General features: G+C 26.8%; 16 protein-coding genes. 4 read left to right on the top strand and 12 right to left on the bottom strand.

What is annotated here, in order from left to right:
* Window positions 1-4 precede the first annotated feature (4 nt).
* From ACK2WO_RS06655 to ACK2WO_RS06640, 4 genes are all read left to right on the top strand, one after another.
* Window positions 5-871, top strand: a complete 867-nt coding sequence (locus ACK2WO_RS06655; RefSeq protein ID WP_414697152.1) for a ParA family protein — start codon at window positions 5-7, stop codon at window positions 869-871.
* Window positions 864-1,241 (top strand): hypothetical protein, encoded by a 378-nt coding sequence (locus ACK2WO_RS06650; RefSeq protein WP_414697151.1) that lies wholly within the window; start codon window positions 864-866, stop codon window positions 1,239-1,241. The genes ACK2WO_RS06655 and ACK2WO_RS06650 overlap by 8 nt, the downstream gene beginning before the upstream one ends.
* Window positions 1,231-1,908, top strand: a complete 678-nt coding sequence (locus ACK2WO_RS06645) for a hypothetical protein (RefSeq protein WP_414697150.1) — start codon at window positions 1,231-1,233, stop codon at window positions 1,906-1,908. The genes ACK2WO_RS06650 and ACK2WO_RS06645 overlap by 11 nt, the downstream gene beginning before the upstream one ends.
* 408 nt (window positions 1,909-2,316) lie before the next feature.
* Complete coding sequence (locus tag ACK2WO_RS06640) at window positions 2,317-4,005, top strand: recombinase family protein (protein WP_414697149.1); 1,689 nt, start codon at window positions 2,317-2,319, stop codon at window positions 4,003-4,005.
* Between the two features lie 44 nt (window positions 4,006-4,049).
* Here the strand turns inward: ACK2WO_RS06640 and ACK2WO_RS06635 are convergent, their stop codons facing one another.
* The 12 genes from ACK2WO_RS06635 to ACK2WO_RS06580 all read right to left on the bottom strand — a co-directional run bounded on the left by ACK2WO_RS06635 (window position 4,050) and on the right by ACK2WO_RS06580 (window position 13,609).
* Entirely contained in the window at window positions 4,050-4,250 is a 201-nt protein-coding gene (locus tag ACK2WO_RS06635) for a hypothetical protein (protein WP_414697148.1), read from the bottom strand.
* 105 nt (window positions 4,251-4,355) lie between these two features.
* Window positions 4,356-5,471: a 4-hydroxybutyrate dehydrogenase gene (locus ACK2WO_RS06630; protein WP_414697147.1), complete on the bottom strand. Its 1,116-nt coding sequence runs from the start codon at window positions 5,469-5,471 to the stop codon at window positions 4,356-4,358.
* Between the two features lie 107 nt (window positions 5,472-5,578).
* Window positions 5,579-5,800: a YdbC family protein gene (locus ACK2WO_RS06625; protein WP_414697146.1), complete on the bottom strand. Its 222-nt coding sequence runs from the start codon at window positions 5,798-5,800 to the stop codon at window positions 5,579-5,581.
* Window positions 5,801-5,859: 59 nt separating this feature from the next.
* On the bottom strand, window positions 5,860-7,308 hold the full coding sequence (locus ACK2WO_RS06620; RefSeq protein ID WP_414697145.1) for an ATP-binding protein: 1,449 nt from the start codon (window positions 7,306-7,308) through the stop codon (window positions 5,860-5,862).
* 5 nt (window positions 7,309-7,313) lie between these two features.
* The gene (locus tag ACK2WO_RS06615; protein ID WP_414697144.1) at window positions 7,314-8,006 is read right to left on the bottom strand and encodes a response regulator transcription factor; all 693 of its coding nucleotides are present in this window, start codon (window positions 8,004-8,006) and stop codon (window positions 7,314-7,316) included.
* Between the two features lies 1 nt (window position 8,007).
* Window positions 8,008-8,772, bottom strand: a complete 765-nt coding sequence (locus tag ACK2WO_RS06610) for a lantibiotic immunity ABC transporter MutG family permease subunit (protein ID WP_414697143.1) — start codon at window positions 8,770-8,772, stop codon at window positions 8,008-8,010.
* 20 nt (window positions 8,773-8,792) lie between these two features.
* Window positions 8,793-9,572 (bottom strand): lantibiotic immunity ABC transporter MutE/EpiE family permease subunit, encoded by a 780-nt coding sequence (locus ACK2WO_RS06605; protein WP_414697142.1) that lies wholly within the window; start codon window positions 9,570-9,572, stop codon window positions 8,793-8,795.
* A 16-nt stretch (window positions 9,573-9,588) separates the two neighbouring features.
* On the bottom strand, window positions 9,589-10,290 hold the full coding sequence (locus tag ACK2WO_RS06600) for a lantibiotic protection ABC transporter ATP-binding protein (RefSeq protein WP_414697141.1): 702 nt from the start codon (window positions 10,288-10,290) through the stop codon (window positions 9,589-9,591).
* A gap of 140 nt (window positions 10,291-10,430) precedes the next feature.
* On the bottom strand, window positions 10,431-11,165 hold the full coding sequence (locus tag ACK2WO_RS06595) for a hypothetical protein (protein ID WP_414697140.1): 735 nt from the start codon (window positions 11,163-11,165) through the stop codon (window positions 10,431-10,433).
* Between the two features lie 110 nt (window positions 11,166-11,275).
* On the bottom strand, window positions 11,276-12,004 hold the full coding sequence (locus tag ACK2WO_RS06590) for a hypothetical protein (RefSeq protein WP_414697139.1): 729 nt from the start codon (window positions 12,002-12,004) through the stop codon (window positions 11,276-11,278).
* 212 nt (window positions 12,005-12,216) lie between these two features.
* Window positions 12,217-13,200 (bottom strand): type II TA system antitoxin MqsA family protein, encoded by a 984-nt coding sequence (locus tag ACK2WO_RS06585; RefSeq protein WP_414697138.1) that lies wholly within the window; start codon window positions 13,198-13,200, stop codon window positions 12,217-12,219.
* Window positions 13,201-13,213: 13 nt separating this feature from the next.
* Window positions 13,214-13,609, bottom strand: coding sequence for a hypothetical protein (locus ACK2WO_RS06580; protein ID WP_414697137.1), 396 nt, complete (start codon window positions 13,607-13,609; stop codon window positions 13,214-13,216).
* Between the last annotated feature and the right edge of the window lie 190 nt (window positions 13,610-13,799).

The following is a 13,799-nucleotide window of genomic DNA, read 5'->3' as shown; positions in this document are numbered from 1 at the left end:
TATTATGAAAAGAAATGTTATATCTTTCCTAAATATGAAAGGTGGGGTTTGCAAAACTACTCTTTGCAAAGAAATAGCCTATACTATTTCAGAAGCTAAAAATAAAAAAGTACTTGTTATAGATATGGATCCCCAATCAAATTGTACACAATCATTTTTTGAAAAATTTCAAGTTTTAGATGGTTCAATGCTATCTGATAATCCTACTTATCCTTCTATACAGGAATTATATAAAAAATCAAGAATAGCTGAAATCAATTTGGAGAATTTAATTCTAACTCTTAATAAAAATTTAGATATAATACCTGGAGCTTTATCTAATATTTTTATGGAAAGAGATAATAATAGTACTAATGAGCAAAAATTATATAATATTTTAGATGAGCACAATTTAAGGAAAAACTATGATTATATTTTTATAGATTGTCCTCCAACATATTCTTTTTATACGGTTTCATCACTTTTAGCAAGTGATTTTTATTTTATACCTGTAACTCCAGATGCTTATTCTCTTTTAGGTGTCAATCTTCTTCAAGCTGTAATTGAACAAATAAAAGATTCCTATAGAAGTTTATTTAAAGCAAAACCATTAGATTCTTTAGGGATTATATTCACAAAGATTTTAAAATCTGGCAATAAAAAAGAAGAAGATTCAAAAAATAAGACACAAGAAAAAAATATTTTAGACATAAAATCTAGTATAAAAGATATTGACTTTTTTAAAAATATGTTTTACTTTTATCCTAAGTTATCCGGTGCAAAATTAGAAACATTTATTTATGATAGAAACGATACTAAAATCATAAATAATTTAGAGTCTATTGTTAATGAATTTATAAAGAAAGTCGAGGGTTTTAATAGTCATGAGTAAAGGTGAAATGTTAATGTGGCAAAAAAAATTAAAAACAATTTTAAATATAGATGAAATCGAAATTAAGAGGATGGAATTGTATTCTCTTCTAGTAAGTGTAGTTCTTTCTAAATCTATTTTCAAATCTAATAAAGAACTTAATTTTTTATTTGATTCTTTAAATATTAAAGTTAAACCATATCTTTTAAAAAGTAGAACTATTTCGTTGGGTAAACTTATTAGGGTATTAGAAAAAAGTAATTCTGATGAAATAGATATTTTTATTGATTGTTTTGCAAAATTGCTAGATTATAAAATACCAACAAGTAGTCCTAAATCTAATTCATCTAAAAACTACATGGAGGAATTACTAAAAAAATATGGTAGATAATGCGTACAAATATTTTTTAGGGAAAAATTTTCCATATATAAAATATACTAGGAATTATGATAAAATTTTTGATTGCCTAGAAAAAATAGATTTTTCTATGTATACTATCATTAAAATTTCTAATAATAAAAATTTAAATGATTTTTCTATTATATTAGGTCATTTAAGAAATACATTATATCGAATCCTTTTATACTTACCATTAAAAGATTCTATTTGTATTGATACTTGCTTAAGAATGTCCTCAGAATTATTCTTAAAGCTAGTTTATTATTTTCTAAAAAAAGATGAAAAAAGTTTAGATAAGGTTAGTAGTACAAGTTTTAGATTTTTAAAAGAGGAAATTATTAAAAGTATATATTATATAAAATTCAAAAATGAATTTGATTTTTTCTTTAATATTTATGCTAGTAATTCAAACAAAATACATTTAAAAGAACCTATAATAAATAATAATTTTGATTATCTAAGTGATATTTTATATTCTAACGAAACTAATCTACTTAATAACCTAAGTAAAAAATTAAATAATTTTTTAATCTATTCTTTAAGGATTATATTAACAATTCTAGATATACATGATTATGATTTTAAATCATCAGATATAATTACTTTAAGAAAAAAATTTAATATTAATTCTGATAGTATTATTGATTTTTTTAAATAAAAATAATCTCATATTATGCCTCTATTGATGAATATAAAAAATTATCAATAGAGGCATTTAGTTTTTCTAAATCGTATAATTTTAATAATAAATTATTACTTATATCATAATGTTCAAAGTCTATTTTTTTAATACATCTTTTACTCTTTTTATGCTCTTAATTCTAACACCACTTTTTAGTGGTTTATCTTCTACCAAACATATGTTTTAATATTTCCATGGAGGTGGTATATATGAATTTCAAAATACTACAATGGAAAATATTACTATTAAAAATAAAAATATGTGGAAAATTTCTTAATACACTCAAGCAAATACTATTAAAGCATGACATACGATTTATAAGACTTCTCTACTCTGCTGCTTGTAAAAAGTTACTAGATATATATGATGAGGTACTTGAGAAAGATGAAAGCAGCTCTCTATATTAGAGTTAGTACTACTTATCAGATTGATAAGGACTCACTACCAGTACAACGTCAAGACCTTATAAACTATGCAAAATATGCTTTTAATATAGATGATTATGAAATCTTTGAAGATGCAGGATTTAGTGGTAAAAACACAAATAGACCTGCCTTCCAGGAGATGATGGAACGTATTAGAAATAAAGAGTTCTCTCATCTGTTCGTATGGAAAATAGATAGAGTTAGCAGAAACTTACTAGACTTCTGCGATATGTACGAAGAACTAAAAAAATATGATTGTACATTTATATCTAAAAATGAACAGTTTGATACTAGTTCTGCTATGGGCGAGGCAATGCTTAAAATAATACTTGTATTTGCGGAGCTTGAAAGGAAACTTACTTCTGAGAGGGTTACTTCAATAATGCTTGCAAGAGCTGAGAGAGGTATGTGGAATGGTGCAAATGTTCCTTTGGGTTATGACTATGATGAAGAAACTAAGTATCCTGTAATCAACGAGTCTGAAGCTAAAACAATTCATCTCATATTTGATATGTATGAAGATGTAAAATCAACTGTAAAAATATCAAACTTTCTAAATGATAATAACATAGCTACCAAACGTGGTGGAACATGGACCAGTAAAACAGTTGGCGATATACTCCACAATCCTTTTTATTATGGTACTTTAAGATATAACTATCGTGAATCTGGTAGAGGGAAAAAGAAATCAAAAGATGAATGGGTTATAAAAGAAGATAATCATATAGGTATAATATCAAAGGATCAGTGGAATAGATGTAACAAAATAATAGAATTTAACTCTAAAAGAAATTCTGCACGCTGGAGACAGAAAAACTATGTTCAGCATATATTTGGTGGGTTATTGGTTTGTAAAGATTGTGGTCGCAAATTTGAAGCTTGTCTTGATAGAGCTAGAAGTGATGGTTACAGACCTACTAGATATGTTTGTGGTGCTAGAACAAAAGGTGGAGCTTGTCACAACAAGATGTCTGTATCAGATGTATCTATTGGTGATTTTGTTCTGCATTATGTTCTTAACTTTATAAAAAGTTTCAATGTAGTTTGTATAAGTTCTGAGGCTCTTGAATCATTACTACTTTCTGGAGATTTGTTTGAGGATGTTCTACTAACTGAAGATTCTATCAGAGATACATTTATAGCTATAAATTACTTCCAGAAAACAAAACAAGATATAACTTATGAATACAATAATGAAAAAGAGGATAATGTAAACAATACTTTTATAAAACATGAACACGAAAAAATAACATCATCTTTAAACAACCTTGAAAGAGCTAAAGAGAGATTGATTAACCTATACCTATACTCTGACCATGACATGGATGAGAATATGTACTACGAAAAAAAGAATGATATTGATAAAAAAATAAAAGAATTAAAAAACAAGCTAGAAACTTTAGAGATAAAAAATAACCTAAACTGCGATACTGATTTTTTATTTATTGATAATATGAATGATTTTTTATTCAACTTGAATATAAATTTAGATAATAATACTGTAAGAGAATTGACTCTTGATGGTGGTAGAAAAATATTAAAAGACTTCTTCTCTAACATAATAGATAGAATTATTATCTCAAATGCTAGAGTTGACTCAATAGTATTTAAAAATGGATTAACACATACTTTTATATATAAAAAATAAAAAAATAACCTAGTAAACAACGTGAAAGCGTTGATATTACTAGGTTATTTCTTCATTGTGTACCAGTTCATCTGACACCCAAATGTTCCTAGCCCAACAGTTGGTTTTCTTCTTTTTTTCTTAGCCCATTTTTCGTTTATGGCTCTAACCTTGTCCATGTACTGTTCCTGTATCTCTAGTTTTGTAGGATCAAGTGTTTTCTGTCTTGGTTTTTTTGTTTCTTTGTTTATGTTAATTGTTTCCATTTTTTTCTCCTTTTCTATTTATAACTATCCTTTTTATTTTATCATAATGCAAAAAATAAAAAAAGAGGAGAGTAATTCTACTCATCCTCTTTCTTACATTCCTAATTAAAATAAAGCTCTATAAATCTCCATCATTTCTTCAACACTAAACTTAACATAACTCTGATTTAACAAACGCTGCTGACTTTTTTCAACACTAACAGCAAAACTTTCTATCTCTTCCTCTTTCATACCATACTCATGAAGTGGTTTCTTAGCAATTACACTGTCTAAAAGCTTCTCAATCTCAGGATAAACATCATCCGGATTACATTCAAGTATATCTCCTAAAAATTCATTAAGCTCAGTAATAAATCCTGTTGGGTTAGCTGCTTGATAATGTTTAAATACCTCTGTTAAGAACTGATAGTTTGCTTCACCATGTGTAACATGATAGACACCGCTTAAAGGATAACTCATTGCATGCACCGCACCTGTTCCTGCATTTGCAAATGAGATTCCAGCTAAATTTGAAGCCACTAAAAATTCTTCTAATAAATTAAATCTATACTCTGGCCCATTTTCTGATATAAGTCTAAATCCTTTAATAAGTATTTCCATAGCCTTACATGCAAACATTCTTGTGTATAAATTGGCTTTTGGTGAAACATAGCTCTCAATTGCATGGATTAATGCATCTATTGCGCTCGTTGCAAAAAAGTCATATGATAGCTCTGTTAAAAGTTCTGGAATTATAATAGCATAATCTGGGAATAATGAAGGATCTGCAAGACCAATCTTTGTCCCCATATCTACAAATTCAGCTATTGTAACACTACTAACCTCGCTACCTGCACCACATGTAGTTGGTACAGCTATTATAGGAAGCTCTTTTTTAAGCTCAACCTTTTTCTGATAATAATCTGCTGCATCTCCATTTCCTGCTAAAACAAGAATTTTGGCCATATCTATAACTGCTCCCCCACCTATTGCAATTACACGACTACACCCAGATTTTCTAAAATCTTCTAAAAGTGCATTTACCATTCTATCAGTAGGCTCACCTTTTCCATAATCACTTTTGAAAAATACTTTTGCTTTAAGCCCTTTTTCTGCAAAATATTTATTGTAAATTGTCTTTGTAGCAATAATAAAATCACTTTCTCCTATTTCAAATTCTTTGATAAATTCGTCACAATTATTGTACTGATGTACCTGTGTTATATTTTGAAACATTTTCATAATTACCCTATCTCCTTATATATCTACTTAATTTAATATTTTTTAATTTAATACTTTTTAATTTAATACTTTTTAATTTAATACTTTTTAATTTAATACTTTTATATCTAAATATCCATTTCATCTAGTATTCTTTTTAATTCTTTTAATTCGTCTACAGATAGTGTTACTCCTTTTCCCATTTTTTCATGTCCTGGAGCCCAATCTCTTATATCGTATTTTGGAGCTCTATCATTCCAACTTATAAGATTTATCTCTTTAGTCCACCCTGAGCTATTTTCAGAAACAACTCCAACTTCTTTAACTATATCGTATTTTATACCTGCCATATAAGTTCATCCTTTCAAGTTTATTTGCTATATATTCATTATACTATTTATTCTCAGTTTTATAAAATATTATGATAAAATTCTATCTTACTTCCTTTTTCAACATCAAATATTTTAATTCCACCGCCCAAAATCTCACATAACTGCTTTGAAATGTATAAACCTAATCCAGAGTGTACACCTTGTCTGGCTTTATCACCTCGATAAAATTTATCAAAAGCTTTATCTATATCTTCCTTATCAAATCCTATTCCATCATCAATTACAGAATAAATTATTTTATCATTTTCAAAACGAGCACCTATTTCTACTTTTCCTCCAAAATCTATATACAGTAGACTATTTAATACTACATTATCCAATATTCTCTCTAGCTTTTCTATATCTACTGTAATTATTTCTGGTACTTCTTTACTTACATGCAAATCAACGCTTGCCTTCTTTTGTTTTGCTTTTAATCTATATTCTTCTATTTTTTCTTCTAAAAATTCTCTTATATTTATTTCTAATTTTTTTACCTCTAATTTAGAATTATCTATTTCCGAAGTATACTGCATTTGCTGTACTAGAGACACACTCTTATCTATGTTTTTTTCTATGACCTCAACATACTCTTTTGTATCCTTATTTATATTGTTATCATCCAATATCGCTTCAGAATAAATTTTTATAATAGACAGTGGAGATTTTAAATCATGAGCCAATGAAGATACCATTTCTACTCTATCCTGTTCAAGCTGCCATTGCTTTGATAAAGAATCCTTTAACTCATCCTTCATGTCTGAAAATGCCCTACACAAATCTCCAAGCTCATCATCTTCGTCGTAATCAAGCTCAAAATCTAAATTCTTTTCTTTTATCTTATTTGTCCCATCCACCAAAATATTTATTGGCCTTGAAATTTTCTTGGCAATTTTTTTAGATAGGATAATAGTGAATAAAATAATGTATAAAAATGGAACTAATATTATAAATATACTAATAAGTCTTAGAAGAATTTTATTGCTATTAGCTGCAATCAAGCTAATTTTATACATTATCAAAACTGCACCTTCTAAATTACCTTCTTTATCAAATATAGGAATACTATTTACATAATAGTTATTTTTTGAAATTGTCTTATTAATTGATTTCTGAAATTCACTCTTATCATTAAACACTTTCTTATCAAAATTTGTATATTTTTCTTCATTATTTATATCTACAACTTGATAGAAAAAATCGTATCCTTTTACAATATTTTTTAATTCCGTTTCGCTATCTCTTTTTAAAATATCCATTCCCTTCGATTCTACATATTTCTCAATGGCTGGAATCTTATTTTCATAATAATTAGCTGGATTTATTTTTTCTGAATTAAGAGCAAAATTAAATAATAACATAGATAATAAATATGTGATTATTGTTGAAATTAAGCTAAATACTACTATAAGAACAAATGAATGCCTAAATGTAACTGCTAATGATTTTCTCTTTTTTGTTGAATTATCTAATGCACTATTTATCATATTTTTCACCTTTTATTCCATTTATATCCTATTCCCCACACTGTAGATATATACTGCTCTGTATCATCTACGTTAGAGAATTTTCTTCTTATCTTTTTTATCATCTCAACAACTGTTGTATTATCTCCGTCCTTATCATATCCCCAAACTTTTTCATAAATCTGCTCTTTTGTGAACACTTGTCCCGCATTTAATGCCAATAGCTCTACAATTTCATACTCTGTCTTTGTAAGAGGAATATTTTTTCCACAAACTTCAACTACCCTATCTTTTATATCTAAAGATAAATTTCCAAAGTATAGCTTTCTTCTTTTATTTTCTTCATTCAAATATTGAGATCTTTTTTCCCTTCTTAAATTTGCCTCTATTTTTGCTAATAGTTCTCTAAGTCCAAATGGTTTTGTAATATAATCATCTCCACCTAGATTAAATCCCCTTATCTTGTCTGTTTCGCTTTGTCTTGCACTCAAAAATATAATTGGACAAACAACATTATCTCTTATTTTCTGACATACCTCAAATCCGTCTATCTTTGGCATCATTATATCTAAAAGAATTAAATCTGGATTTAACTTTGATTTTTCTATGCCTTCTTCTCCATCAAATGCTACAAGTACTTCATGACCATTTTCTTTTATCTTTTTTTCCAATAATTTAACTAAATCTTTTTCATCATCTATAATTAAAATTGTACTCAATTTAGTCACCTCGATTATCTCTTATTTCACAATTATTATACCAAATAACACCGACTATTAAGAATATTGCACCTAAAATTATACTCAATAAAAATAATAAATTTATTTGACTCTGTATTTGTGCTAATAGTTCCGTACTATTCATTTGTAATATATAAGGAATCATACTCATTTTTACAGGATAAGACCAGGGTATAAACATCCAAATATTATCTCCTATAGCTGTTGTTCCAATGAAAGTTGCTACTAAAAAGCCACATATTCCAGCTCCAATAGATGCTCCCATCCCAAATATAAAGCTTATTATTAAATGTATTGCCATAATTGGCAGAGTTCCTATAATGCTGAATAGACTTGCTTTTAAAAATAAAGTTATATCTAAATTATTAGAATTTAATACATTCATTCCCAAGCATAGTATAATTACAGCTAAAAATGTACACACAGCCTGTGCAATAATTGAAAATAAAAATTTCGCCAAGTAAAATTTTTTTCTATTTATCCCATTGCTAAGTATTATATTAAAACTATTAGCTAAATTTTCTTCATATATTAAATATCCAGTAATAATACCTACTCCAATCGGAATTATACATGCAGACCATATAGAAAAGAAACTTTGATAGATAGTATAGTTTGAAATATCTTTTCTGTATATTAAATATGATACTGCACATCCAGAGATAATTATCGGAGTTAAAAATACAATCCACCTTATCAAACTTCTTCTTGTTTTTAACCATTCAACCTCTAAAAAACTAATCATTTTTTCTCTCCTTTTGTACCTTATCTAAATTCCTTTTTCTCAAATAATTTTCCAGTTATAAATAATAATATAGAAAAACTTCCTATAGAAAGGATAATACCTATTCCAATTACATCACCATTCAATAACGGATCACCTTGATTTAATACTATTCCATTTGGATGAACTCCTATCAATGGACACATAAGTCTAGTTGCCCATGAGTAAGGATTAAGTATCCAATACTTTTCAGGAGCCATTAATACACCACTTAACATTCCAACAAATCCAACAGCTAAATTGATAATCATTCCAAAATTTGTAGCAAAGAATAATTGTATTGGTAAAATTGATATTGATACTAAAAAACAAGCTATTGTAGCAACTAATATTTTTATAAACGAAATATTTCCTACAGCACTCATCGAACCTGCTATTACTTCAACTACTATAAATACTATTGTTGCAATTAGCATATACACTACCATTCCCATTATTTTATAAAACCAAATTTTTGAAGGTCTAATCTCATGGCAACAAAGTGCTCTGTAATTTCCTACTTTTTTCTCTTGATTTGCAACCAATCCTGCCAAAAGAGCTGATATCATAGGAATAAATATAAAAGACCAAAAGTTAAATGATAATGTTAAAAACATCTTCCAACTCTCTTTTGAAGCCATATCCACTTTAATTCCTGGATTTTCAGAAATTATTATCTGCACCGCCATAGAAAAAACTGCGAAAAATACAGGTATAATCAATATTAGTTTTGACATCATAGTTTTTTTATACTTTAATAGTTCTGCTTCTATTCTATTCATAATAAATCTCCTTTATTTATATATTTTTATTTTTTATTATTGTATTTGTAAAGAACTCTTCTAAATTCTCATCCTTATCTGGCATTCCTTCAAAAAGTAACTTTCCTTCATTTATTATCGCTATTTTATCCACAACTTGAGATACTTCAGAAAGTATATGACTTGATAATATAACTGTTATCCCTTTTTTAGGAAAAGAAGATATAAGATTTCTAAGTTCCTGAATTCCAAATGGATCCAGACCATTTGTTGGCTCATCTAAGATTAATAATTTTGGATTATTTAAAAGAGCTATTGCTATCCCTAATCGCTGCTTCATTCCCATTGAAAATTGAGAAGCTCTTTTTTTACCTGTATTTTTCAAATCTACAATATCTAAAACTTCTTTTATTCTAGTTTTAGGTATACCGAGTAGTTTTGTATATACCATAAGATTCTCTTCTGCTGTCAAATTTCCGTAAAGTGCTGGCGATTCTATCAATGAGCCTATATATTTTAAATCTTTTCTTTCCAATATATTTCCATTAAAAATTATTTCTCCATCTGTAGGCTTTAATAAACCAACAATCATTTTTAAAATTGTAGACTTCCCTGCCCCATTTGGTCCCAATAAACCGTATATTGTATTTCTTTCTATGTTTAGCGAAACTTTGTCTACTGCCTTTTGATTTTTATATTCTTTTGATAAATTTTTTGTTTCTAATATTAAGTCTTTCATATATATCATCCTTTCAAAATTTTATATCTTTTATTTGATTAGATAATATCAATAAAAAATAACCAAATTATAACAAAATAAAAAAATACTGCTGCAAAACCTAAAATGTTTATACAACAGTATTTCCATATCTTAAAGTTTTATAAAATTTTTTTAATCATTTTGCATCCATGATGATATATAGATATTCTATGTTTCCTTCCTATATCCATAAAATACCCTTCCCCTGTAGTTTTATCTACTGCGACAACTATATAATTTTCCCGCAGATGAGGATTTAGAACATTTTCATGTACGATATACTTTTTACCAATATCCTTGACATCTTGTAAATCTCTGTCAGTTAATCCATCTAAACATGCAAATAAACAAAGACAGCTTGTTCTTTCTTTTTTATAAATTTTTTTAAACGCATTTACCTCTCTTTTTGCACATCCACTTACTGTTTTTGTATCTACAAATCTAAAATAATATGTAATAGAGTCCTTTAAAAAGCTAAACTTCTTTATTTTATAATATCCGTTATATGGTTCAAATTTTTTATTTATTAATTTTTCTTCTAATTCATTTTTATTTATAGAACTTATTTTATATAATTCCTTTTGGTCGTATTCTTTCCATACTCTATCGCTTTCATACAATAAAATTAGAGGAAATGCTTTTATCATTATAATTACAGAAGCTACACCAAATCCTAAAAATCCAACAATCCCAATTATATCGCTATTTTTTACATTCTTGTCTTGAACTATTGCAGCCCAAAGTATAAATCCAAATGCTATTAAAAAGCAAATTATCGCTATTATAAATAGTCTTTTTCCTTTTTTAGCTTCATCTGCTAAATCATTTTCTTTAAATTCATTATATTTATTCATAAAAATCCCCCAGATTTGTATATTTCTGCACAATAAATAAATTTTTCCTCATATTGTACATTTATCGCTATATCGATATTTTAGTTATCCATATTTTACTTATCTATATTTTAGTTATCCAAAATTCTTTTTATCCACTTGCATCCATGAGAATAAAGTGATGATTTATGCTTTTTACCAATATCTAAAAAATATCCTTCATTTGTCTTTCTATCAATAACTACAATCACATAACTGTCCTGAGTAAATGGATTTATCACAGTTTCATAAACAATATCTGCCTTTCCCAATTCCTTAGCATCATCTAAACTTTCCTCTGTGATATGATCCACATAAACAAATAGGCACAGACAAGAATTCCCTTCTCTTTCCATAAGCTCAAACTCTTTTATATATCTTTCCACACTTCCAAAAACCTTGTTTGTATCAACCATTCTAAAATAATATGTTATCGAATCTTTTAAATAAGAAAACTTCTTCTTTTTTAAATATTCATTTTCCTCATAAAATCCAGCATTAAGCAGCTTTGACTTAACCTCATACTTACATACAGAGTTTAATCTATATAATTCCTGTTTTTCATATTCCTTTTCCATCTTCAAACTTTCGTATGCCATCATATCAGAGTATGATTTATACATTAAAAAGAAGGATATTGTCATACTGAATATTGCTCCAATAACAGCTAGTGGCGTTCCATATTTTGTATTTTGCACAAATATTCCAACTATAAGTAATATAATTCCAAGAACTCCAAGAACTATTGATAAAGCAAATAAACTTCTGCCAATTTTATATTCTTTTCCTTCTGTTTTTTCATCTATATTATATTTTTTCATAATTATCACCACCTATTTTTGTTAAATTTCTATAAATTCGTTGTAATATCCTTCTTTTTAATCCCTTTATTTTGTTAGCTTTATTGTTTAGTAATTGTTTAATAATTTTTTCAAGTATATAATAAAATCATTAATAAAGTAATAAACGCATTATAAAAATAAATAGAAAAGGACAAGAAAATAACTACTCTTGTCCTAATTTTATTTATTTTTTAATTATATGTATTAAACATTTCTTTAGAATAGTATTTTATATCACCAGGATTAATCATTGAGTATCTATCTTTTACACTGACAAAATATTCTCCTATTGATTCTTTACTTATAATATTTTGTGATTTTTTATTTTGTGGTATATTTCCTCTAGCTACTAACCATGGTTTTTCTGTATGTGTAAATTCTTCTAAAATTTTTCCACTGTAACATCCAAAGTTTTTTATAACACTATCTAATATTGATATTTCTAATGAAGTAAATAGTAGTTCATCCAAATTTTCTTCACTTTCTATCTGATTATATCTATAATCTTTAAATCTATCGTATACATCTTTATAAACTGGTCCATGTATCCACGCTTCACAATCTTCATCAAATAAAAATAAATTAAAAAATGCATAGTAAAATCCCTGCACATAATAAAGCATCTTTTGAAGTGATAATGGAGTTACATCCCCACATTTTTTTATTATATATTTAGAAAATAAAAGTATCTTTTTTTCGTTTTCGGCTTTAATCAAACTCATAACAGCTTCTTTACTCTTTAAATACTCACTACTTTTTAACTTCTCTTTATTTTCCTCTAAAATTTTTAAATATTCATCTGGATTTTTTAATATTTTTTCTAAAGTTTTAGAGTATCTCTTTGATGGTGTTTTGCCATCATAATATCTCGTAAATGTTGCTTCTCCCCAACCTAACATAAGAGATAATTTTTTCTTACTTATTTGATACTTTTGTGGAATTAATTTTATTTCTTCTTTGTCTAATATCCCATTCTTTTCTCTATATTCAGAGTACAATTTTTCCATATTTCCATCGAGTACCTCTGGTACATAAACCTCTGCTCCACATTCATTGCAAGTTGCTATTTCTCCATTATAAGTATAAAAGCTTCCCTTTAAGTATTCTGTAATTTCCTTACGTTCAATTTTATACTCTACCATTTTTCTACATTCTTCACAAAAGCTAAAGCTCATAACATCCTCCCCTTTACTTATTTTTACAAGACGCTAATATCATAGGTCTTCTTGCTTCATGAAAAGATACAACTACTACTAAGTTATCATTATCTTTTATGATATTAAATTTTATATATACTTGTACTTTTTTTGATTTTCCTTCTTCATTTTTGAGATTTAAAATAGGTCCAAATATATGTAATTTTTCATTTTCATATCCTTCCTTATAATTATTAACACTTTTTTCATAGTCATTTTCTGTTAAATTTAATATTATTTGCCTTTGATCTTTGCTATTTAATTCATATTTATTCCTAAAAGCTATATTTTCTCCCCTATTTTTATTTAACGATATAAAGTATTTTCCCTCTGATACACTTTCTTTAATAGTAGATAATATTTCACTAACTGAATCATATTCCCTCATTTTATCTCTCCCTATATTTATAATTATATCCTTTTAATATTACTTTTTCTACTTTTAGATACTATTATTTATTTTTTTAGTATCATTTTTATATATTTAATAAAAATATATTTTCATTTTTATTATCTACTTTTTATAAGATTAATATTCTTATTTTACAAAAACTATTTTAATGATATAATTTTTATAA

This window comes from Peptacetobacter sp. AB845 (assembly GCF_047528295.1).
Classification (GTDB): Bacteria; Bacillota; Clostridia; order Peptostreptococcales; family Peptostreptococcaceae; genus Peptacetobacter.
This window is presented reverse-complemented; position numbering and strand designations above follow the sequence as displayed.